The sequence below is a fragment of the Spirosoma harenae genome (genome assembly GCF_054776975.1).
Genome location: NZ_BAAHBD010000014.1, coordinates 193,926 through 218,495, shown reverse-complemented (window position 1 = coordinate 218,495; position 24,570 = coordinate 193,926). Strand labels below are relative to the sequence as shown.

Annotated in this window: 17 protein-coding genes; 3 read left to right on the top strand and 14 right to left on the bottom strand. The window is 47.9% G+C overall.

From position 1 onward, the window contains the following. Positions 1-91: 91 nt before the first annotated feature. The 11 genes from ACYVE4_RS20440 to ACYVE4_RS20390 all read right to left on the bottom strand — a co-directional run bounded on the left by ACYVE4_RS20440 (position 92) and on the right by ACYVE4_RS20390 (position 18,575). Positions 92-2,929: a M14 family metallopeptidase gene (locus ACYVE4_RS20440; RefSeq protein ID WP_461042076.1), complete on the bottom strand. Its 2,838-nt coding sequence runs from the start codon at positions 2,927-2,929 to the stop codon at positions 92-94. 278 nt (positions 2,930-3,207) lie between these two features. Continuing rightward, complete coding sequence (locus tag ACYVE4_RS20435) at positions 3,208-4,020, bottom strand: sugar isomerase domain-containing protein (RefSeq protein ID WP_461042075.1); 813 nt, start codon at positions 4,018-4,020, stop codon at positions 3,208-3,210. Between the two features lie 17 nt (positions 4,021-4,037). After that, a complete protein-coding gene (locus tag ACYVE4_RS20430; protein WP_461042074.1) occupies positions 4,038-4,919 on the bottom strand; it encodes an ROK family protein in 882 nt (293 codons plus the stop codon). Between the two features lie 14 nt (positions 4,920-4,933). Continuing rightward, on the bottom strand, positions 4,934-7,075 hold the full coding sequence (locus tag ACYVE4_RS20425; protein ID WP_461042073.1) for an outer membrane protein assembly factor BamB family protein: 2,142 nt from the start codon (positions 7,073-7,075) through the stop codon (positions 4,934-4,936). Between the two features lie 47 nt (positions 7,076-7,122). After that, complete coding sequence (locus ACYVE4_RS20420) at positions 7,123-8,175, bottom strand: glycoside hydrolase family protein (protein ID WP_461042072.1); 1,053 nt, start codon at positions 8,173-8,175, stop codon at positions 7,123-7,125. Positions 8,176-8,217: 42 nt separating this feature from the next. Next, complete coding sequence (locus ACYVE4_RS20415; protein WP_461042071.1) at positions 8,218-10,797, bottom strand: glycosyl hydrolase; 2,580 nt, start codon at positions 10,795-10,797, stop codon at positions 8,218-8,220. A gap of 54 nt (positions 10,798-10,851) precedes the next feature. Continuing rightward, the gene (locus ACYVE4_RS20410) at positions 10,852-13,329 is read right to left on the bottom strand and encodes a hypothetical protein (protein WP_461042070.1); all 2,478 of its coding nucleotides are present in this window, start codon (positions 13,327-13,329) and stop codon (positions 10,852-10,854) included. Between the two features lie 44 nt (positions 13,330-13,373). After that, on the bottom strand, positions 13,374-14,486 hold the full coding sequence (locus ACYVE4_RS20405; protein ID WP_461042068.1) for a DUF4249 domain-containing protein: 1,113 nt from the start codon (positions 14,484-14,486) through the stop codon (positions 13,374-13,376). A gap of 1 nt (position 14,487) precedes the next feature. Then, on the bottom strand, positions 14,488-17,259 hold the full coding sequence (locus tag ACYVE4_RS20400) for a carboxypeptidase-like regulatory domain-containing protein (RefSeq protein ID WP_461042067.1): 2,772 nt from the start codon (positions 17,257-17,259) through the stop codon (positions 14,488-14,490). Positions 17,260-17,261: 2 nt separating this feature from the next. Further along, on the bottom strand, positions 17,262-17,996 hold the full coding sequence (locus ACYVE4_RS20395; RefSeq protein ID WP_461042066.1) for a hypothetical protein: 735 nt from the start codon (positions 17,994-17,996) through the stop codon (positions 17,262-17,264). A gap of 186 nt (positions 17,997-18,182) precedes the next feature. Then, positions 18,183-18,575, bottom strand: a complete 393-nt coding sequence (locus tag ACYVE4_RS20390) for a VOC family protein (protein ID WP_461042065.1) — start codon at positions 18,573-18,575, stop codon at positions 18,183-18,185. Positions 18,576-18,679: 104 nt separating this feature from the next. Between ACYVE4_RS20390 and ACYVE4_RS20385 the strand changes: the two genes are divergently transcribed. The 3 genes from ACYVE4_RS20385 to ACYVE4_RS20375 are packed head-to-tail and all read left to right on the top strand — an operon-like array spanning position 18,680 to position 21,359. Further along, positions 18,680-19,156 (top strand): RidA family protein, encoded by a 477-nt coding sequence (locus ACYVE4_RS20385; protein WP_461042064.1) that lies wholly within the window; start codon positions 18,680-18,682, stop codon positions 19,154-19,156. Positions 19,157-19,159: 3 nt separating this feature from the next. Next, positions 19,160-20,275 (top strand): D-TA family PLP-dependent enzyme, encoded by a 1,116-nt coding sequence (locus tag ACYVE4_RS20380; protein WP_461042063.1) that lies wholly within the window; start codon positions 19,160-19,162, stop codon positions 20,273-20,275. 13 nt (positions 20,276-20,288) lie between these two features. Beyond that, positions 20,289-21,359 (top strand): dipeptidase, encoded by a 1,071-nt coding sequence (locus ACYVE4_RS20375; protein WP_461042062.1) that lies wholly within the window; start codon positions 20,289-20,291, stop codon positions 21,357-21,359. A 154-nt stretch (positions 21,360-21,513) separates the two neighbouring features. Here ACYVE4_RS20375 and ACYVE4_RS20370 read toward each other — a convergent pair whose 3' ends face one another. The 3 genes from ACYVE4_RS20370 to ACYVE4_RS20360 all read right to left on the bottom strand — a co-directional run bounded on the left by ACYVE4_RS20370 (position 21,514) and on the right by ACYVE4_RS20360 (position 24,563). Then, entirely contained in the window at positions 21,514-22,323 is an 810-nt protein-coding gene (locus ACYVE4_RS20370) for a methyltransferase domain-containing protein (protein WP_461042061.1), read from the bottom strand. Between the two features lie 281 nt (positions 22,324-22,604). Beyond that, the gene (locus tag ACYVE4_RS20365) at positions 22,605-23,768 is read right to left on the bottom strand and encodes an aldose epimerase family protein (protein ID WP_461042060.1); all 1,164 of its coding nucleotides are present in this window, start codon (positions 23,766-23,768) and stop codon (positions 22,605-22,607) included. Between the two features lie 96 nt (positions 23,769-23,864). Next, positions 23,865-24,563, bottom strand: coding sequence for an L-ribulose-5-phosphate 4-epimerase (locus tag ACYVE4_RS20360; RefSeq protein ID WP_461042059.1), 699 nt, complete (start codon positions 24,561-24,563; stop codon positions 23,865-23,867). Positions 24,564-24,570: the final 7 nt, after the last annotated feature.

Below are 24,570 nucleotides of genomic sequence, written 5' to 3'. Positions count from 1 at the left end.
TTAAGTTGATGAAATGAAAAATCAGGGAAACAGATAGTCGAGTAATGATCTATCTATTTCCCTGATTGTATCATGGTGATATGTGTTTTCGCTATTCGGTCACATGGTCGGAAGCTTGATGACCTGAATTGCCCAGGTTATACAACTGATTGAACAGGAGTTTAAACGTACCATGCGACTGCGCCCGGAAAGTGATTTCAGGGCCGAAGGCATAAAGTTTGCCCGAACCAACCGGTGCCATGAATGCCGCTACTCCATCCTGCAAATACGCCTGACCCCACGCCCAACCACTGCGCAGGGGCTTGTTGGTAGCAAACCAGGCCAATGGCGTTACTGTCCCTTTGGCAATGGCTTCTGGTGCTAACTTGAAAACCGGACTCGCATCGAAATACACATCCGTCTGGCTCGATAAGCCATACGTTGCTTGCTGAGTAGAGTCTACACTTACTTGCAGTACGCTACCCGGAATGTAATATTTCTCACCGGGAAGCGGTCGTTCCTGACCCGCGTTGGTCATTTCAGTCAGCGCATTTTTAACCGGCAATCCGAGGTGGTAGGCCAGATTGGTGCTCGATCCGATGGTGACCACGTTGCCGCCGGCTTCCAGGAAGGCTTTGAGTTGAGGAATCGACTTGGCTGCCGTGATCCGGCCTAATCTTGGGCGATATTCAGCAGGGGTGCTTTCCTCTTTTGGTTCACGGTCATTGAAAGCACTGAAGATATCGGCTTCCTGACCACGTAAGGCTGGAATCGCCCGGGTTACGAAGACAATTACATCGTACTTTTTCCGTAGATCACCCGCGTCAATATCTTGCGGATAAATGACTTTCATCGGGAAATGATACTGCTCCATCAGCCAACGCACCCAACCCGAAGGCATCGAACCGCCATAGGTATCCCACAGGGCAATCCGCATGGGCGACATTTTGATCATCGAGGTGGTAGGCCGTTTGGCGATTCCGGTGATTTCCAGCGAGAGGTCTTTGGCCGATTTATCCAGAATGGTTTTGGCTTTAGCCGATGCTGGTACGAAGAAAGTACCCGCTTCAGCGCCTGGCTTGCTGCCAGTGCCGTTAGGCAAACGATACACATCGATACCCGAAGCTAACAAATCGTTAACGGCGATAAAGGCGTTATTCGCTTTTGGACTTAGCAGATAGCCACCACCCGCAGCGCCAGCAATGTGTCCTTCCGGCGATTGAAGTTCACCGTATGGCAATTTCTTAAAGGGACCATCAAATCCTTCCAGAATACGGTCGAACTTAACATTCATCAGATAGGAAGGTGTCCAGCCAGCGGCATCATACGGGCGGATTGGAGGACCGCCTGGGTACCGGAAATCATTTGGGTGATCCTGTGGCTCGAACATATCCAATACGTGCGGACGGAACGATTGATCAGTTTTAACCACATACGAACCCGCTGGGTATTTTTTGTTCGCGACTGTAAAGTCTGACGTAGCGACCTGAACCTGAATACCAGTCCGGATGAGGGCGTTCATAAACTTAACGGCTGTTGCAAAATCAGGCTGGTTGGCCGTGATAATGTACCCTCGTGGATCGCGCAGAGCCGGATTGGTCATGATCGTATCGTAGTACTTAACGGGCATACCGCCACCGCGTGGAAGCAAACCAAATTCTGACAGCGCAGCCGCACTAGCAGCGGCCGAAGTAGACATTGGCTTTTTGGGTGCGCTCTGAAAAGCATGATTAATCGCTTCGATCTTTTTCGGAGAAAGGCCCCAGGTATCCGCACTGCCGCGCTCGATGGAGTTTTTACCCATCCGATAGATGTTGAACAATAATTGATCACGGTAACGAGCTGCATAATCCAGTACAGCGTAGTTCAGCGATACCGAGTAATCAATCGATTGCTGGAAGTGCCATTTCTGCGGCTTTACTGGCAGTGGAGTGTTCCCGTTTGGAATCAGACGATCCGGAACCAGCGGAATATCTTCAGGCGTTGGCCCACCGATGATTTCGGTCAACAGACCAATCATGTTGTGGAAGTGCGTTGTGGTGCGCAGACCACCGTTATACCAGGTCGAGAAAACCGATCCGCCCAGACGTGTGTAGCCAGGTTTGTTTTCGGTATTCATCCGGTTGATCATTGCAGCGCCTACGGCATCGATACCCGTAATCATTAGCGGATCGAATACGTAGTTGAATGGATCGCGGTAGGGAGGACCCGCCAACACCGAACCCGCCGGACCGCGTTGGTGGTGATTGTACATAATTTGCGGAATCCACTCGACAAAGAGTTGACGGCCAATATTTTGGGTTTCTTTCAGGTTCAGCATGAAGAAATCCCGGTTGTTATCGTGACCAGCGTATTTCTCATACAGCCGGGGCAGATTATCCAGCGAACGTTTCTCTGGCTTAGCCTCGCGCATATACCAGTTGGTCACCAACTCCTGACCATCGGGATTGGCGTGTGTGAGTAGGATAATATTGTTATCTAAGATCCGCATGGTTTCGGGGTCTTTTCGGCTCACCAGCTGCCAGATGGTTTCGATAAGCTGGTGCGTACCAACGACTTCCGTAGCGTGCAGTCCACCGTCGATCCAGACTACGGCTTTTCCTTCGTTGGCCATTGCACGAGCCTGTTCTTCGGAAAGGCCTTCGGCGCGGGCAAGTTTCGTCGAAATCTCTTTGTAGCGATCCAGTTTTTTAAGGTTTTCTGGCGACGATACGATCAGCATGAACTGATGGCGGCCTTCTTCGGTAAGACCTATATCGACTAGTTTAGTCCGGTCAGAACCTGCTGCCAATTTTTTTACGTATGCTTCCGTCTGGGTATACGTAGCCAGTTGGTAATCGTCGCCGATGTTGAACCCAAAATGTTCTTTGGGTGAGGGGAGTGCCTGCGCCAGCGCAGTACGAGCGCCAACTGCGAGCAGTGCAAAAACTAAGTAAAAGGAAATCCGCATTTGTTGAGGAATTGATTTGGAGTTTATACGAGTTAGTTTAGGGTATTCAATTCGAGAGATAGAAAAGAGCGGTATGAATATGAAGACGTATGAATCAAAGACGATTTAAATATACTTTATACTCTTGTATGGACTGCCAGGTGAAACGAATAAAATTTTAAATAAACCATAAATTGAAATAGAATCTTTCTTAGGTTCTATTTCAATTTATGGTTTATCCCACCTTTGATCGTTATTGGACAAATAGGTGAATTAGAATCTATCCCTCAGAATATCGGTTAGATACTATTACTAGCGTCGCTAACATAAGAAGGAATTCCAACTCGTTCGTAGAGTTTGGCTAGCCGGTGAGCGTGTTCGTCGTAAGCACTTTCGAATAAAGAGACGGCTCGTTCTGCCCCAACTACGTTCGCTGCTGACAAGACTTTGGGGGGATAACCTGCTTGTGTTAACAGGCCTGCTACTTCGGCTTTAATGCAATTAACGATGACTGCTCCGCCAACGGTCGAGCCGGGAGCTACGGGTGTATCTAATCCCGGTACTGTGACCATTGCATCACCTGTAGGTGCTCCTGTGTCCAGAACCAGATCGGCAAAATCGCTTAATTTCTTACCATCCTGTCGTTTGCTGGTACTTTTTTCAGCGTGTTGTTTCGTAATCAGTGCAACGACTTTAATACCCTGCTTTTGGAATAATTCAGCCATATCGATTGGAACAACGTTGCTGCCGCTGGATGAAATTATCAAAGCCGAATCCTGATTCGAAAGGTCATAATTCCGTAAAATACGGTCGGCCAAACCCGGTACGTTTTCCAGAAACATCGCCTGTCGCTGGCCATTTGCACCGACGACCAGATTATGAAAGGAAAGCGATAACTCGACAATAGGGTTGAAACCCGCAAACGATCCATACCGGGGCCACATTTCCTCGACCATAATCCGGCTATGGCCGCTACCAAACAGGTGAACCATCCGTCCGGCTAGTATACTTTGACTAAACCATTGAGCCGCCTGCTGAATAGCTTCGGTCTGTTGTTCTGCCACTTCCAGAATCGCTCTGGTTTTTTGTATGTATTGAGATGTTAGAGACATGCGTGTTAGGGGTTATGCTACTCGAAACAAGCTGCAGCGCCGATCGCTCCGGCCCAATCTTCAAAATGTGCTTTGCAAAGGGTTGTTTTCTTGCCACCCGGACGCCATTCGAACAAGTCCATAAAGGTTTGCAAGGGGGTAAATAAGGCTTCATTTGCCTGGGTAATACCACCCCCTAGCACCACAATTTCTGGAGAGAATAAATTGGCAATTGAAGCAATCCCCGAAGCTAACCGACGCACGGAAGTCAACCAGACGAGCGTTGCCAACGGTTCGCCCGCTGCGTAACCATCTACTAACTCTTGAGTCGTCTGATAGCGTCCATACGACCGGCGACTAACCGTTGCATTGCCAATAGCATCCTCTAAACTACCGGGCATGTTGGTGATGTCGAGTTGTTCGGCATCGCCCGCAACAGTTATGTGTCCAATGTGACCTGCCATCTGGAAAAAACCCTGGTACAGTTTCCCATCGACCAGAAGGCCACCGCCCACGCCAGTACCTAGTGTAATCATAGCCGCATTGGCGCTGTTTCGGGCTGCTCCGAAACGCGCTTCGGCCATCATCGCGGCATGGGCGTCGTTAAGCACCCAGACTCGTTCACCTAAAAAACTGGCCCAGTCGAAATGTTCCAAGCCTGGTAATCGACCCGGCATACAGACAATAGCCGTATTCTGTGCATTGGGCAGGCCTGGAGCCGCAAGTCCGACTCCCTGAATAGGCTCAGTTGCAGTCACTTTAAGTTCCTGAACAAGTTGGGCAATGACGGCTTTCCAACTGTTGGTTTCGCTGTCGTTGGTTGGGACAATTCGTTTTTGTAAGACCTCGCCGGTGAGCGTATTAATCAATACTCCCTTAATACGTGTTCCACCCAGATCAATACCAATTGATAGATTCATGGGAAGGGCGCTAATTAAGGAAGGGCAAAGGCTACATAACTATCACCTTTAGGTGCACCAAGTTTAGTACCTCCGCAGGCGAAAGCGATGTATTGCTTACCACCAACTTCATAGGTACTAGGTGTCGAAAAAGACGCGGCTGGAAGTTGGGTTTGCCAGAGAAGCTTACCTGTTTTTCGATTGTATACTCGCAAAAAAGCATCTTTGGTACCAGCCATGAAGAGTAAGCCACCGGCCGTAATAACGGGTCCACCATAACTTTCCGAACCCGTTGGTTCTTTGGTTTTCAACTCTGGATAATTTCCCAGAACTGTTGTCCAGACATAATCGCCAGTATTCAGGTTGATGGCATTCAGCGTACCCCAGGGTTGACGGATAGCCGGGTAGCCGTTTTTATCCAGAAACTTACTGTACCCAGAAATCTGATAAGACGCTTTCGGTTGAGTTTGCCCGGCTTTTTTGGGTTCGAGCGACCGATTCATACCGACTTCCTGCTTTTCCTCGCCAAATAAATAAGCCATTAAGGCCTGTTTTTGCTCATTCGATAGCCCCGTGAAAGCAGGCATCATGCCTTTCCCATGCGAAACAATATTGTCGACATAAGCTCGGTTTCGGCGTTTATTGATATCCACTAATGATGGATAACCGCTGGCAGGATTTCCTTTTCGCTCAGCACCGTGACAGGATGAACAAGTCGTGGTATAGACGCGCTGACCCGGGCTGAGTTGAGCCAATTGATCATTCGACATCTTTTTATTCAATGAAATCAGCCAGGCCATTTCATTGCTGTTGACGTACATTATGCCATCCGGATCGACGGCGGCACCACCATATTCAGCACCTCCATCCAGACCCGGATAAATAATCGTACCCTGTTTGCTGAGTGGCGTGAAAGCCCCTTCGTATCGACTTTTACGGAAACTTTCCAGCAACTCCTGCCGATTTTCGGCCAAGGGATTTATATCGGCCTCGGTAATCGTATGGCGGGCGTAGGGGGCTGGTTTTGTTGGAACGGGTTGAGTAGGCCACGCTTTTTCACCTTCGATATCAGAAGCGGGAACCGGCACTTCTTTGATGGGAAACAATGGTTTACCCGTTACTCGGTCGAATAAGAATATATAGCCCTGTTTGGTTGTCTGAGCAACCGCATCGACTCGTTTTCCGTTTTTAGTGACCGTTACTAAATTTGGCGGAGCGGGTGCATCGCGGTCGAGAATGTCGTGGTGGACGAACTGAAAATGCCAGATGCGTTTGCCCGTTTTGGCATCGAGAGCTAATAGACAATTGGCAAACAGGTTCTGGCCGTGTCGATTCGCCCCATAAAAATCAAAAGCCGCCGAACCTGTGGGTACATACACGATTCCTCGCTGGCGGTCGATGGACATGCCTGACCAGTTATTAGCGGCCCCTACGTCAGTATTTTTATACGTGTCTTTGGGCCAGGTTTCGTAGCCAAACTCACCGGGATACGGGATCGTATGGAATACCCACGCCAATTGGCCGGTTTTGATATTAAATGCCTGAATATGACCAAGCGCTGCATCGGCCCCTTCCGAAAGACGCATCGGCATGATAATCAGATCGCCATATACGGTACCGGGTGTATTGGAAATCACAAACTTGTCTTTTGCCGTTGGCCCTAATCCGGCTTTCAGACTAGCTCGACCCTGTTCACCAAACGACGTAACGGGTTTGCCAGTAGTTGCTTCCAGGGCATATAACCAGGAACCGTTCGTATAGAGAATTCGATGATCTGAACCACTTTCCCAGTAAACCACTCCGCGACTGGTGCTGGTAGAACGGGCGGCACCTTTCAATTGGGTTGTATCCTGCCGTTTCCAGATTTGTTCGCCCGTGGCCGCGTTGATCGCAAAAGGCTGAGCGATACTGCTCATGCCGTACAGAACGCCATTTTTAACAATGGGGTTGCACTGAATTTGCCCCGAATCTAAGGTGTGGTACTGCCAGACCATTTTAAGCTTACTCACATTAGTGGTGTCAATCTGTGTGAGCGTCGAATAATGGTTCCGGTCGGGGCCGCCTAAGTATTCGGGCCAGTCACTGGCGGTACCTGGTGGATCAATGGAAGTCGTGAATCTGGCGGCCATAAATAGCGTAACCGACAGAACAGCAAGGGAAAACAGAATCAGTTTCATAGGGTAGGAATAAATCACGGCGTAAATATACGGTCGTGTTCATCCACTCAGACAATCTTGAAAATAAATGCGGATGAGGTCATGTGTTTACCACCCTGAACCGCCGTAAACAGATACTTGGGTTTGCCATGTTGAAGTAGTAATTGGGGACGCTCCAGTCGACCATACTGGCTTACTTGTTTAGAGGCAGCTGACTCTTCGACGTATTCACTCAACGGGCCTGTAGCAACAGCAGGATCATTCCAGTGGATGCCATCATGTGATTCGAAGTATAAATCCCCTTCGCGATTATAAAATCCCATATCGTGGGCCAGCATATTGAAACGGCCGTGCTGCAACCAGACAAATGCATCTTCAAACTGGGCATTGGCACCTCGTTTCGAGAAGTCGATAATCGGTTTTTTACTATATCGCTTGTAAGGCCCCGTTATCGAATTGGAAACAGCCAGACCATATTGACTATATCCTCGATTATCGGCATCTAGCGATTTTCGGGATGCATAATAAAGCCAATATTGTCCGTTCGGGTGCTGAATAAACGCTGGATTTGTGGTACAGTGGTCGTCCCAGGCACCTGTAGGACCTGGTTCGAGGAGAGGAGCATCGAGTCGTTTCCAGGGCCCTTTTAGGGATTTGGCCGTAGCCAGTCCGATCCGTTTAGTATCCGTTTGTCCGTTGGAATTTCCCACATAAAATAAGCAGTATCGACCATCGACATAGTGAATATGCGGACTATGGCAGGTCGTAGCATCCCAGTGCCCTGATCCACGCGGAGCCAGTATCGTTTCTACATATTCAAAGGGAGATTCGGGCGTTTTCGCAACAGCGTGGGCTATTTCGGAGCCATTAAGCCATCCGTCCATTTTCTTGCCGGCAGGCCATCGGGAATAAAATAAATGCACTTTGCCATCAGGGCCGTAGATTGGACTATTGCCCCAGACGTACCAATCGGGCGATTCCAACGCACGTCCAATCGGTTTCAGATGCTTACGGAAGGGTAACCGATCATCGCCAAAAAGCGATTCGCCCAGCGAGTCAGCGAATAGATCGGTAATTGGCAGCAGCGTTAGTCCGGTAAGGAAGTTGCGTCGTGTCAGCATCGATTTTATGTGCGTTCGAAGTTTGAGATTTTCGTTTACCTTTTATAACGAACTAACCGGCGTCAGCATTATCGGGCCGAGCAGTCCAGATGGCATGGCGTCCCATTTGGTGGCATCAAAAGGGCGATAACGAATATCTACAATGTTGATGTCGTAGAACTTCTTCCAGCCTGGATTTTGTCGATCATAAAGGCGCATATAGTTGGCGGATAGATTCGTTACGTCAACTTCCAGTTTATTCCCACTCGCTTTCAGTTTAGTAGCAGGTATGGTTATACGAAACGGAATGCACCAGGCTGTGCCGACAGATTCACCATTCAATCGAACGTCAGCCACTTCCCGTACATCGCCCAGATCAAGCTGGTAAGATGTGGGTTTTGGGCCATCAGGCATGTCGAATGTGGTGGTATAACGAGCTGTACCCCAGTAATAACTCGCTGAATCCGATAAGGTTGTCCAGGAAGACAGATTAGGCAGCGTAGTCGAAGTTGCAAGGGCAGGACGGCCATTAAGAAATTGGAATTGCCAGGGATTTTGTAAGGCAATCGGCTTGTTATCCGGGTTTACTGCTTTTTGCAGGGACAGAGCATCGTCTGATGCGGGTTTTCCGGGGACAATATTAATAAAGCACGATTGACCTGGTTCGAGCTGTAAAAATGTTTCGGTTCGTGAAGTGGCTGCTTTGCGAATGGGCAATACGGTCGTTTGATTCGTCAATGGATCATAGCGACTTGTACGGCCTGTAGCTGAAAATACCACCCAATTCTGATGAAACTGATTGCTAAGATTGGTAATAAAATACTGTGTCGTATCGCCATGTTGCTTTCGGATAAATGATAGCCCTTGTGCTGCCCACGATTCCTCACGAATCCCGGATTGACTAAGCGTATTGAAAACGTTTGTACTGACAGTTACCGTTTTTAGTTGCTGGAGTTTTTTGCCAACCTGCTGCACCTCCGTCGACCGAGCCTGATGGCGATAAAAACCGGGTGCCTGTTGGGGTAATGCGGTATCGAAAATAAGTCGGGCGCCTTGTTGGGCGAGTCGTTCGAGTTGGCGCAGCGACGACTCAGGAATGTACTTCACAGATGGAACCAGAATCGTCTGGTAGGTGGCACCACCCGAACTGCGAACGCCTTGTTTGTTGACTGTCAGCGTTTTGAGTAAATCGTCAGAAACGTAGTCGAAGGAGTAGCCGTGCTGACTGAGTTGTTCACATAAGCGCCCAAAAGGTTGGGGGAGCAGCCAGCGCTCTACGTGGTGAACTTCTAATTGATGAATACCACCGGCTGATTTAGCAGGTGTGGTCCATAAATCATGAATCGGGAAATAAACCAATATATCATTGTCGGGTTTGCTGGCTTGTAAACGGGTTTGGCACTGTTCGATGTATCGATTTAGCAAGGGCAAATGGGGCCAGAAATGCGACGAAGGACCAAAATTGGTGGATGCATAAAAGTTCCAGCCCGGCCACGCTTCTGACGGTGGCGAGTAGGGGATACCATGAAAGAAAATGTGATTTATCCCAGCGGCCAACAACTCATCAACCTGTGGTTTTACCTGCGACAATGATACCTGAAAATGATTGGCCAGCCAGGTACACGTTTCCGAACTGACCAGCGGTTTACCCAACAGATTTGCTGCTGACGACGCAAATTTCATCGCCAGCGGATTAGGCGTCCCGAACCGATCCACTTCGTAATTGGCATCTACTCGCAATCCGGGAATTGGAAATCGGCTGGAACCGAACGATTCGGTTTCAGGAATATCAGCCTTCGCATAAAGATCAATCAAATTGCCAGGCGACCCATGCGCCTGATTACGAGATAGGTACCCAGCTTTGGTGGCCCAACTGCCCCAGGTTGTGGCAAAGCCATCGTGCAGCAGTTCGGATAGCGTTTGGTGATAATCCAGATGGACCAGGATACCGTTTTCGGACTGAGTCGTATCTAAAAAAGCAGCCAATTGTGTCGTCAGGTCGTATCCGCGACGCGCTTTGAATTCAGCTAGAAAGTTATCGGTCCAGTTGGCTCCATAGACTTCATACGAATCGTTGTAGATCGCTCTTGGGCGTTCGGGTAATCGGACTAAAGTAGAATCGAATCGGGTTAGGTATTGCCGGACGGCCTGTGGATTGAAATAGTCAACTACCAAACCCTGACCACCTGGTGCAGGACGTTTCACCTGCTGCTTAGTTGGAACAGTAATCAGTTTACCATCGTCAACTTTCCAGGCTTTGGCAGCTATGTCGTTCGACACGTTTGGCCCTCCGAAAGGCCAGCCTGTTCCAGTGGTCAAGTCCACACCCAATCCCAACCGTTTCCCTTCGCGAACCGTATGCGAAAAGACTGCTAACCACCGATCGCTTAGAAAGGGGATAAACTGCTTTTCATAGCCTTTCACGCCATAAATCGGAATGATGTGTACTCCTCCAAGCCCTGCTTTGGTAAATTTTTCCAAAAGTTGGGTTATGTCCGATTCATTGGCCGCATCGCCCATCCACCACCAGTACGTCCAGGGTTTAGCCGTTTGAGCGTTAATGGCTGGTTTCTGCTGGGCAAACGAAGGAGTTAGGGTTAGGAATAGCCCCGTTATTAGAATAGCGATAAACGATTTTTTCATGAAGGGTAAAACAAACTAAAGATGATAATAAACCTTCACTACGAAATTCTCTCCCTACTTGGGCGTGTTTTTTACGTCGAAGAGAACTCGTTGGCTACCAGAAAGGCCGTCGCGAGTCAGACCGTTGACTTCAACGACATAGGTGCCTGTTTGGTCGGAAGTGAAAAAATCAACCTGTGCTTTCCCCTGTGCATTAGTCTTCAATGTGGGGTTCCAGTACAACAACGTTCGGCCATCTGGTAGGCGGCTGGTTTGCGAATTGGCTGGTCGGTCGTAGCGGGGCGAGTAAAATTCCCGTTGTAGCTGAAGCCCTTCGTAGTCCAGTTTTAGAAGTCGGGCATCGAGCGGAAAACCTGCCAGATCACCTTTGTAGGTCATAAAGCTAACGACGCCACTGAATACCGCCGGACTCATGAAATAGAAGTTTGTGACGACATCCAACTGCTTTATTTTCAGAGGACTAAACTCAATTACTTTGTCCATATCAAACACGGGAACGCCGTCGATCAATACCAGAGGTGTGTTTTCAAATACGGACCTGTACGGTTCATTCAATACGTTGAAGACGAAATGCCCCTGTCGTTTACGAGGCATAACGCCTAACACATACTCCCGTAAAACCTCTTCCATACGCGGAAAACGTGTATACGCATCCAGCAAATAAGACTCACGTGGGCGGCCGTAGAAAGCCGCACTGTCGATTGGCGGATAGGTGTATCGGATGGTTTGGTCACCCCAAAACGTAGACTGCACTTGCATCGCTACACTTCGATTAAGCAACGCCCCGGTCTGTGATTCAGTAACTCGATATTCAGGCCATTTAACCGTTGAAGGGGCGTCAATAAACGGGCTATTGATTGTCAGTTTGGCAAGACTGTCATTGGGATGTGTTTGCGCAATCAGGCTTTTCGACCCATAAAAATCCTGCAATTCAAATTTAAGTTTACCGTCTGAATCACTCTGAGATACATTAAGCCGAATGGGTTTACCGGGACTTGACAAGTAGACCAATTTGCCTGGCATCGGTTGGCCCGTAGATGGATCTGTTAAACTTCCCTGAACAATTGGGCCATTGTATTCGGGAATATATTGGAAGGGAGGGCGTTGGGCGGGATTTAACACATCATTCCATTTGAATCGTCGCCAGCCGTGAGTGAGCATCAGATGATCGGTGGCTTGAGCGATTTCCGGTGTTTCCGATTGAGCGTAATAGGCTGGTGATTCAATGGTACCCTGCAAATCGGACGTCATCAGCAGGTAATTCTGTATGTTGTCCGAACCTGAAACACCCAATGAATCGACTCGATAAACAGCTACAGATAAAGCTGTCTGAAGGGTTTTATTGGCTGGAGCTTGTACTGATGCGTCTAAGGTCACTTTTGTACGGGACGCGTACTGAGCTTGATCGGATTTGAGACTTACTGATAATTGTTGCGTTGGGCGTTTGAAATACAATCGTTCACAAACGGGCTTCGGCGATGGATCCGTCAGATCGGCACTGAAGATAGTCAGGTGAGAAATTCCATCACCCAGAATTTTTTTATCGAGTAGGAAGGTCGTTTCGCGCTGAATAGATTTTGCTTCAACGGCCTTGATTTCCTGGCGGGTATGAGCAAACAGATATACCGTTGATGGCGTCTCGATGTTCGTGCTGACCGTCACTTTCAATTGATCCGTTGATGCCTCTTCCAGATGCATGACATACCCTTTTGACTGAATAGCGGGAAGTGGTCGAGTAAATTGCTTTCCCTTTGCATCTCGGACGACAACCCGGTAAGCGGCTTCTTTCGATGACGTTATGGTAAATGCGCCTAGCCCAAATTTGTGCGACGAAAATTGAGTGAGGGTATCATTCTGCCCTGATACTACCCAGCCGCGTATGGATTGCCCTTGCCCCGACGCGTTGGCGACCCGGAAGGCGATTTTACTGGATAAACCCTGTACCAGATTTCCGCCTTCTGGAAAAAACTGGATGTCGGGATCGACCGTTTCGGTGGGTTGCGACGAACCTAATGGTTTAAATGAATTGACGATTGAAATTGCCTTTTCGAAGAAATAGCCCGCATCGAAATTCTTCATCCAGTTCGTGTATGCCCGCATCATGTACGTGCCTGAATTGAGCGAAGCTGGTAGAAAAAGCGTACCGTTTCCACCATCGGCTGTCAGAGGAATTTTACCCTGTACAACCGACCGACCTTCTTTATCCAGCAGTTCTACATAAGCTACTTTGCTTAAATCGAGTGGTTTATGGAATGTTCCGTCGACATAATATACCTTGAGCCACATCGTCTCGCCAGTGAGGTAGAAAGTTTGGTCGGTATGAACGAAGAGCTTTTCCTGAAGTGTCTGACGGCGATATTTATCAAAAGACTGAACCAGTACAGTATTCGAATTAACCGTCTGTCCTAAACTTTGTAATTCATTCAGTAACAGCAAATTGCCTAACAAAATGAACGTATAGAATCGGCTTGCCGACCGTGTGGACAGATCTGATATAAACGTGGCCGACAAAAGTTGAAAAGGTTGTGGCATCCTTACTAGATGGTCGTTAAGTTGGATCTTACTCAGATAATTTGCTACCAGAAATCAGGTCGTTTCAGCACACCGCCCCGTAAACGGCAATCAATGCAATCCTCCGTTGTAGTCAGAAATTCACCATCAAACGGTGCAATAATACCGGGCTTATCGCGTAGTACATCGCCCCCTGGCAATGTGTCGACTCTGCAACTCCCTGTACCTGAATACGTATACCAGTTTGGTAACTGATATTTCGTAATGAAAATCCGCTTGGTTTGAGTTGTTCCAACGCGGAAGAACCCCATCACTAAATCACTGGGATTGGTTAGGGAGCGGATATTTCCGGTAATCTGTGAAGGCTGTGGATCGAAAATGGAGCCAATGTTCTGCGTTATTTTGGCTAACTGATCATAATAGTTGAAGCCATCCTGCGTGAGGGCAATTTGCCGCACCAGCATGCTATATCGAACTCCAAGTCGAATGGATGTGCCGGGAATGAACGTAAGTGGAAAATGACTGACAACATCCTGACTAAGTCGGGTTGTGGAGGTTGTCATGATACTCGTCGATGTTTCGCTGCCCCAGCATTGATACACAGGTACAGCACGATCAACAATTCGATTGTTTACTATTTCCTTCGTTGACGTATATGCCGAGTAATACTCCCATGTCGCATCGTAGTCCCAGCGATAATAATGTGTATTATTTTTCGGATCGTGCGTATTGACGCTGATCTGTACGCCATCATTTTCTACGCGCCAACTCACGCTGTCGATGGGTGGCGTGGAAACTAAGGGTACAAAATCCGAATAATAATCAAGGCCTTTGGCAGTCTTGATGTGCAATCGATAAGTATCATTGGAAACCGGAGTTACGCCCGTAAGTGAGTACGAACCCGGCGTTCCTTCTCGGAGCGTATACACCGATTTGCTCTGGCTTTCGATGGTGACCTGCGCTTTGGTTTCGGCAGTCGGCGCTTTCGGATCGGTCAAATTCTGGGTACGCGATAACTGGATGACTGTCGTTGTTCCGGGATCACTGTTGAAAAAACCACTCACGACCAGATAACTATCGGGTGAAGCAATTTCGGGTGGACGGTATGGATCAACGCAACTGGCGACCAGCAAAAGCAATACCCATCCGAGTAGTTGTTTAGAATAATTGCGGTTCATCTTAAAACCTGAAATTATAGGTAACGGATGGAATGGGTTGACCAAAAATGGACAACTGATAACCATTGATCCGGGTACCTTCCGTTTTGAAATAGACAGAATAGGGATTATGCCGCCCAAGCAAATTGTAAACGGCAATGGTCCAGGAGCTGTGCGCCAGCTTTTTAACCTTGTGATTTCCTTCGATATTCATCGCAAAATCCGTTCGGTAATAATCAGGAATTCGGTACTGATTCCGATCGGAATAAAGTAATCGGGGAACACCATCGAGAACGTATTTCGAGACAGGCAACGTGATCGGACGTCCCGTGCTGTAGGTGAAATTCAACGACAGGCTAAACCGGCGATTGATCTTGTAATTGCCGATCATCGTAATATCGTGCGGCTTATCGTAATTGCTTGGGTACCAGCTGCCTTTATTTATGATTTCGTTGCTATTGACATCCGACGTCCGTAAGAGTGTTCGGGCGTAGGTATAGCTGATCCAGCCATTTAGTTTGCCCGTCATTTTTTTCACCAGAAACTCAATACCATACGCTTCCCCTTCGGCATCGACTACATCGGTTTCGATATGGTGATTCAGAATCAGCGATGCGCCACTCCGAAAATCCAGCCGATTTTGCATGGTTTTGTAATACGCTTCCACCGACATTTCGATGGTATTGTTGCGGTTGTTTTTATACAAACCGATCGCGTATTGATCGCCTATCTGCGGTTTGATGTGCGAATCACTCAGCTTCCAGATGTCGGTTGGAGAAATGGCCGTCGTGTTCGACAGCATCTGAATGTATTGCCGGGTTCGGTTGAAACTCAATTTGAGCGATGCTGTTGATGACAGCCCGTAGCGCAACGCAATTCGATATTCGGGGCCGTGGTACGAGGTGATGGATTTGTTGTTACCATACGTCAACGTATCGATAATTGTATTTTGTGTTTTTGGAACACCCGGCGCGTACTGGTACACATCATGAGGCCCTAAATAATTGTAAAGCGAGTAACGAATTCCCCCACTGATCGACAGTTTTGGACTAATGTTGAACTGATCGCCAATGTAAATGGCACTTTCCAACCCCTGTTCATCGGGTACTACATCGGGTCTGATTAGTGATTCGGCACCGCGTGGCTGGAAATTGCCGGGCGAAAGTTTGTAGTAGGTGCTACTAATACCGAAATCAACCGTATGCTGGTTGCTGGGGAAAAAGTTAAAGTCGGCCTTAACCTGCGATTGATGAATACCAAAGTTTAGATCATAGGCATTTACCGGATTTTTATCGCTTGATACGGTGTAGTTATAGCCACTGTAAGTTCCCGTAAAAACGCTGTAGAGTTTGTTGTTGATAATGTGTTTCCACTTTAGCGTCGCCGTTTTATTCTGGTATTGATACGTCGTATCGCTATTGAGCCGGAATCTATCCTTACTTAAATAGCCTGTGAAATAGAACGTATTTCGCTCGTTCGCATCATGCGTAACATGAAGGTTAAGATCATAAAAAGAAGCCGTGCTGTTGTTGAAAGACGAATTTTTGAGTTGCTTCAGCAGCCAGTCAGAATAGGTCGAACGGATACCTGCAATGAACGACGTTTTGTCTTTAAAAATAGGTCCTTCTACCGTCAGACGGCCAGTTAGTAGCCCAATCCCTCCCGATCCAACAAACTTCTTTTTATTCCCATCACGCGTCTGCACGTCCAGTACCGATGCTAATCTACCCCCAAACCGCGACGGAATGGCGCTTTTGTAGAGTTCCGCACTTTTGATCATGTCGGGGTTGAACGCTGAGAAAAAACCGAACAGGTGGGCTGTATTATAGATCGTGGCGTCATTATACAGAATCAGGTTCTGATCGGTAGCACCCCCGCGTACATTGAGGCCGGTTGAACTTTCGCCGACCGTTTTTACCCCTGGTAACGTCTGAATAACACGCAGCAAATCAGCTTCTCCAAGGGCAGTAGGTACCTGTTTGATACTCTTAATATCGACTCGTTCCTGACCCATCTGAAGCCCGGAAATGTTTTTGTCCTTTTCGGCTTCAATCACAACTTCTTTTAGGGCGATTACATCGTCTTCCATCTCGATGTCAAATTTGCCATCTCCGTAAAGAATGATGCGTCGGCGAGTATCTTTCAGACCGATACTTCGCAGTTTCAGATCGTGCCGTCCTCGGGGGAGCGTAATCGAGTAATACCCAAACTGATCGCTGACCGTACCGAGACGAGGGTTTTCAATAAAAATAGCCGCGCCGACGATGGGTTCTCCTGAAGAAACATTGCGCACAAGACCGGCAATCGTTGCGCGACCGGGCCGGATTGGATTCGTCCGTTTGCCAATTTCATACAGCTTGCCTTCTGGTTCAGCCTGTTGTTTTCGCTGATTTTGAGTTAAGTAGGCATTCATCGTTGAATCGTTTCCAGGAGTGGCACCTCCCTGGAAAAAACCGATGGGTAAGTCGGTGCGAATCACTCGCCCAATGGTGATATAAACTCGCTGCTGCTGGTCGATAGCGTAATTATATTTTGTTCCATTGAACAACTGCTGAAGTACCGATCGTACGGGCTGATTGCTGACGCGCATATCAACAATGAGGCTATCGACATCCGTAGGATTGAAGAAGAATCGATACGGCGTTTGCGATTCAATTTGCTCTACAAACGATGCGAATTTTACGTTGGTAAACTCACCGCTGATTGGCTTATCGGCGATTGCCTGAGCGCAGACATCCAAACTCAAACAGGCCAATAGGTACAGGAAAAATGTAATTCGGTACAGGTTGGTCATAGTCAGTGCGTTAATTCCTCGTATCGTTGAGCTATGCGAGTAATAGCGTCCTCGCGCATTTCATTTTTGAATTTGAGTCGATTGGTTCGGATAAACTTTCGAATTTCTTTCGCTTTTTCTTTATCCGGAAACAGACTCAGGACCGATCCTTTGGTTTTAACCTGATGGTAAGCACCATCTTTCAAGATGTAAAAGCGATCCTGCAAAAGATAGTCCGCTTTATAACTGCCACTCGAAATGTCTTCGTGAATCGTTTTGATACGTCGTGCCAGCACCTTGATCGTGCCATCGTGCAGAAGCTGGTAAAAACCGGTAGGTACGCCTTGAGCACTATCGCCCAGGATTTGAACAAATCGGCTCTTGCCCATCGCGAACGAACTGATTTTATTGGTGTGAAGCCGTACACGATAGCCTCCCTCGGGTGGCTGAATAGACACCTCATCCCGAACAACATCATACAGCATCGGTACATCGTGATACTGGAAACCATTGTAATAAACAGTACCTTTCTGCAAACTGTCGACCAAATAATAGGGGTGAATTTTGATGCGGTGATCGTGGGTAATGTACTCGTTGCCTTCGTACACATGCTCATGTCTGTACATTGCTTTTTCGTACTGACGAATAGCCTGTACCTTGGCATTTTGTACGAACAAACTATCAGATTGAGTTGATTGGCTCCAGCTACGGAAGGATAGCGATAAGGCAAAAAATAGGATTATCGACGTTCGGTGCATGAAGTGGTCAAGTAGAGTTCGGTCAATCGACAAATTTAAAAAGGATTTGATAGATGTGATATACTACTTTATTCAGAATCTGTCTAACTATAGAAAGTAATTGATTTTGTCATGCTGACGAAGGAAGCATGACAAAATTCTTATAGAAGCAATACGCTATTAAGTTAGTAGCGTATTGTGGCTGAATTAGGAAGTTGGTTCCAGCAAATCCCACAGATTGCCGTATAAATCCTCAAAAACCGCGACCGTTCCGTACGTTTCTTCGACTGGCTCCCGTACAAAATGGATTCCTCTGGTTAGCATTTGGTTGTAATCGCGCCAAAAGTCGTCGGTAAATAAGAACAGAAACACCCGCCCACCTGTCTGATTACCAACCCGGCTTCGTTGGCTATCATCGGCAGCTTTGGCTAATAACAGACTACATTCGGTGGAACCCGGCGGAGCTACTATTACCCATCGTTTCGTATCGGTCAGAACGGTATCTTCCAGAAGAATGAAGTTAAGTTTCTGTGTATAAAATTGAATTGCCTCGTCGTAATCCGCTACGACTAAGGCCATATGGGCGATTCGCTGTTTCATGCGTAGGTAAAAATGAAACAATATAGCAACCGGACGCAGAGTTTCAATTAAGTTTGCAACCCCTACGCTAAACGTATTATTGAATTACTGAACCTGGCAACCTTATGCAACCTGACGTAGCATCGCCCGAGAGTACATTCGCCCAACTGGGCCTTTCTTTACCTCCTGCACCAACCCCGTTGGGAGTTTACAAACCGTATTTAATTGACGGTAAATACCTTTACGTTTCCGGTCATGGCCCCGTCCAGGACGATAAAAGTCTAATTATTGGCCGTATCGGTGAAGATATGGACATCGAAGAAGGCAAATTAGCCGCTCGGCAAGTAGGCTTGACCATCTTATCGACGATTAAGACGCATCTAGGCAGTCTCGACCGGGTGAAGCGGGTTATTAAAGTGCTGGGAATGGTCAATTGTACGTCTGATTTTGGCCGTCACCCCTATGTTATCAACGGATGTAGCGAGCTGTTTGCGGCTGTCTGGGGAACGGAAAATGGCATTGGCGTACGGTCGGCAGTAGGTATGGGCACCTTGCCCGATAATATTCCGGTGGAGATTGAAGCACTGTTTGAGCTAGTTTGATATATGGAAGCAACGGCTTGGTATTCAATCGATGATATTGCCCAATTGGATACGCCCGCGCTGGTTGTATATCCGGATCGGGTAAAAAAGAATGTCGACCGATTCGTCAGCATGATTAGCGATGTAAATCGGTTGCGTCCGCATATCAAAACGAATAAGTCACGCGAAGCGGCTCAATTGATGCTGGACGCGGGTATTCGCAAATTCAAATGCGCGACCATCGCTGAAGCTGAGATGCTGGCCATGATTGGCGCACCCGATGTGTTGCTGGCGTATCAGCCGAATACCACTAAAATTCATCGGCTGATTGAGCTGATCAAAACTTATCCGGAAACGAAATTTTCCTGTCTGGTCGATAATTCCACGACGGCCCAGGCTTTATCAGAACAAGCTGTTGCTGCTGATGTGGTGATATCGGTATTCATCGACCTGAACGTGGGTATGAATCGAACCGGTATTGCTCCCGGTGGAGCTGTTCTGACCCTGTATGTCGAACTGGATCAGCTTCCAGGCGTAGAACCCATCGGCCTTCATGCGTATGATGGGCAACTACGCAATCCGGACATAACGATTCGTACGAACGAATGTGATGCCGCTTTCTGGCCTGTACAATTGCTGAGCGAAACCCTAACGGCACGAGGCTATAAAAAGCCCGTGTTAGTGATGGGAGGAAGCCCATCTTTTCCGATTCATGCTAAACGACCCAGTGTCGAATGTAGTCCCGGTACATTTATATATTGGGATAAAGGCTATCAGACGATTCTACCAGAGCAGCCCTTCGAGCCTGCGGCTTTGGTCGTTACGCGAGTAATTTCCTTGCCTACATCCACAAAAATATGTGTTGATCTTGGGCACAAATCGGTAGCTGCTGAGGGGGAATTAAGTCAACGCGTAACCTTCCTGAATGCCCCCGATTTAAAAGCCGTCGGGCAAAGCGAAGAACATCTGGTACTGGAAGCAGGAGAGGGGCACCCCTATAAAGTGGGCGACGTATTTTACGGACTGCCCAATCACATTTGTCCTACAGTCGCCCTTTATGAACGGGCTTACACGATCGAAAACGGCGCATTAACCGGCGAATGGCGAACTATCGCCAGAGATCGAGTAATCGCAGTATAAATTTCAAAATCCCATGTTCACTATAGATGCCCACCTCGACCTGAGTATGAACGCGATGGAGTGGAATCGTGACCTCCGGCAATCGGTGGCTCGACTCCGCGAACGCGAAAAAGGAATGACCGATAAACCTGATCGCGGGAAAGGTACGGTTTCGTTACCAGCACTCCGGCAAGGGAATATTGGCTTGGTCGTTGCTACACAGATTGCCCGGTTTGTTGCCCCTGGAAATCCATTACCAGGTTGGCAATCGCCCGAGCAGGCCTGGGCACAGACGCAGGGGCAACAGATTTGGTATAAAACGATGGAAGAAGCGGGCGAAATGGTGCAAATCTGCGATCTGAACGGCCTTGAAAAACACCTGGCCCTTTGGACAGATGGAAGCCCGAATGACCAGAAACCTGTTGGCTATATTCTGAGCCTGGAAGGGGCTGATTCAATCGTAACGCCGGCTTATGTTGAGCGAGCTTATCAGTACGGACTTCGGGCTATTGGCCCAGCGCATTACGGCCCCGGTCGTTACGCACAGGGAACTGATGCAACCGGATTTATTGGGCTGGCTGGTCGCGAATTATTGCGCGAAATGCAACAATTGAATATTATTCTGGATGCCACGCACCTTTGCGACGATAGTTTCTGGGAAGCGCTAGACTATTTTTCTGGTCCGGTTTGGGCGAGCCATAACAATTGTCGGGCACTGGTCAATCATAATCGCCAGTTTAGCGACGAGCAGATTAAGGAACTTATTGCCCGTGACGCCGTGATTGGCGGAGCCTTAGATGCCTGGATGATGGTACCGGGCTGGGTTCGTGGCCAATCGACGCCCGAAGAAACAAACTGTACCCTCTCAGTAATGATCGATCATCTGGATCATATTTGCCAGATTGCAGGAAATGCAAACCACATCGGGATCGGCTCCGATCTGGACGGCGCTTTCGGAAAAGAACAATGCCCCTACGATCTGGAAACGATTGCCGATCTACAAAAAATACCAGATTTGTTGCGTCAGCGCGGCTATACCGAAGAAGATGTCGCTAATGTGATGCACGGTAACTGTCTGCGGTTTTTGCGTCGGGTTTGGGGGTAATATTCCCACTTTCTAGGTCTGTGTCCTCACAGACGCCTGTGCGTCAGCCAGCAATGCTCTCCGGTAGGGGGTCTGTGTCCTCACAGACCTAGGAAGTGGTACTTGTTCTTTTCAGCCATTATTGACTGTAATTCAATAAACTTTGGGCTAATAATCAAGTTGGCTGCTGCCCTTCAACGGCTAACATATACACCGTCATTGATTCGCCAACGGTGGCAATCCAATTATCATAATCAGCTATAGCTAGCAAACGCTGGTCCTCAGTGATGTAACCTGACTGAACCAACTGCGGGCCACGTAGTTCGGCTACTTCGGACCATAATCGGCTGGTTGTCGCAAAATCAGAATTGCCTTTTCGAGAGATTTCAACGAGAGATTCCACTTGTATTGTCTCAAAGCCAATACGCTGCATCATCGCGTCCAGATGATCGGCAATGGCGTTGTCGAAGCCTGCATCCTGGCGCCATTTTAGAAACGCATCATAAAATAACCGCATGGATGCGGGCGGATCGGGCACCCAGCTAATCTTTTCGTGATTGTAGTCAAGTATCGCCAGATTGCCGCCCGGTTTCAGCAATCGTTTCATGTTGATCAAAGCCGCTTCCGGTTGAGCCAGCCATTGCAGCGTTCGGGCGCAGGTAATTAAATCAAATCGTTGCGGAGTATCGAATGTGTACACATCACCTTGTTCAAAGGTAATTCCTGGCAAATCACCTACGTTCTGACGGGCTTGCACCATTAAACTTTCGCTTGGATCGATGCCTAACACCCAACCCGTTGGCCCCGCTTTTTCAGCAATACTGCGCGTAATCGCTCCTGATCCGCAGCCTACGTCGAGCACCCTTAAACCTGGCTTCAAATACTTGAGCAGATTCCGATTCGCGTTTTCTACAGTTCGGCGTTCCAGTACGGGATTGTACGCTTTGGGCATATCCGCCCGATCTGAAAGGGTTTGTTCTGGCATAATTTGTCGTTTCGTGTTCTTGTTGATTAATTAACGAGGTTAGAACCTGTTTGAATTTTTAGTCGAAAGTGGTTTTTGTCCTTCTGACCGGTCCGCCGGTGCGGCAGGAAGAATCTTATCGTATTATCACTCACAAATAAGGATATCTCCAGATTCTTCCTGCCGCACCGGCGGACCGGTCAGAAGGACAAAAACAAGCTAATCTTTTCCGAAAAGGAAAATGGTTCAAGTCCCAAGTTTAACCTGAAATTTGAACCATTAAACCTGAAACAGCAATCAGATCATTTTTTCGTCGAAAACTGGTAAACCGTCGTGGTTTTGTAGGTTTGGCCAGGTCGTAGAACCGTTGATGGGAACGAGGCTTGGTTAGGCGAATCAGGATAATGCTCGGTTTCGAGGCAGAGTGCGTACCGTTTTTTATACGCGAATCCTTCCCGACCCATTACGGTACCATCCAGAAAATTCCCAGTATAAAATTGTATAGCAGGTTCGGTTGTCCGCACTTCCATTACACGTCCGCTGGTCGGTTCGTAAACCGTAGCTGCTAGTTTAAGTGAATCGCCGGAGCCGTTCAACACCCAGCCATGATCATAACCCAGGCCGTATTTGATTTGAGCATCAGTCGAATCGTTGATGCGTTTACCAATAACTGTTGGCTGAGTAAAATCGAAAGGTGTACCGGCAACAGGTTGTAATTTACCTGTCGGAATTAGGGTTTTATCGACTGGGATAAAGCGATCTGCATTGAGCGTCAGAACGTGATCGAGAACATCACGTTTCGCTCCGCCGGTTAGGTTAAAATACGTATGGTTTGTCAGGTTCACAACTGTGGGTTTATCCGTTGTGGCCTGGTAATCAATTTTTAAGGAATTGTCTTTCTGCAACGTGTACGTCACTTCAACCGAAAGATTGCCCGGATAACCTTCTTCGCCATCTTTTGACGTGTAGGCCAGTTTTAGCGCGGGTTCTTCGCCATCGACAGGCGTAGCTGTCCAGAGTACTTTATCGAACCCGACCGTACCGCCGTGCAGGTGATTGCCCATGTTGTTGGTAACCAGCGAATAAGTCTTTCCATCAAGCGTAAACTTCCCTTTCGCAATTCGGTTCCCGTACCGACCGACCAAGGCGCCAAAATAGGGCGTACCTTTCACGTAGCCTGACAGTGAATCTGCACCTAGTGTAACATCTTCGAATTTACCATCCTTGTCAGGAGCCGTTAAACTGACAATAATCCCTCCATAGTTGGTAATCTTGGCGGTCATACCGGCTGCATTGTGAAGCGTATAAAGGTCCGCTGTTTTTCCATCAGGCAGTTGGCCGTATGTCGTTTTGTCAATGCCGGGCTTTTGCGTTTCAGCCTCTTTTTCTTTTTTAGAGGTACAGGAATTCATAGTCACGAGGCTCGTAAGCAGAGCCAGAGATAGGAATTGATTTAGAAATTTCATGAATAACTAGATGTTTGACTTGGCAATTTCGGAAATTAATAAAGGGATATTGCGCTGTTTAATACTATAAAGCACAACTAACCAGGAATTATCCCTTTAGCATCCCTGACCGTAGTAGGCATCTTTTCCATGTTTCCGCTCATAATGCTTCAGCCGAAGCGTGTCTTTGATGCGGGGCGTATTCGGATTGATCTGCAACGTCAGATACGCCATGCGAGCCACTTCTTCGAGTACAGCTGAATTATATACCGCTTTTTCGGCCGTTTTTCCCCAGGTAAATGGACCGTGATTCTGGAGCAATACCATTTCCATTTCGGTGTATGACAGTCCTTTCTGGGCAAAGGCATCGAAAATCTGGTTGCCCGTTTCATACTCATAATCGCCTTGAATCATGGCGTCGGTCAGGGCGGGTGCGCAGGGGATATCCTGATGCGTATGATCGGCGTGGGTAGTTCCGAAAATAGGAATGTCCATTCCCGCTTGTGCCCAGGCGACTGAATACGTGCTATGCGTATGAGAGATACCGCCGATATTCTCCCACATTTTATATAGCAAGGCGTGTGTTTTCGTATCAGACGACGGACGCATTGTTCCTTCTACCACATTGGCATCGTAGTCACAAATTACAATATCGTAAGGCGTTAGCTGGTCGTAAGGAACACCACTTGGTTTGATCGCAAACACACCCCGCTCGCGATCTACGGCGCTCACATTCCCAAACGTAAACAACACCAGTCCCAACTTTGGGAGCTGCATGTTGGCTTCATAGCATTCTTCTTTTAAAGTCGTATACATGGCTTGA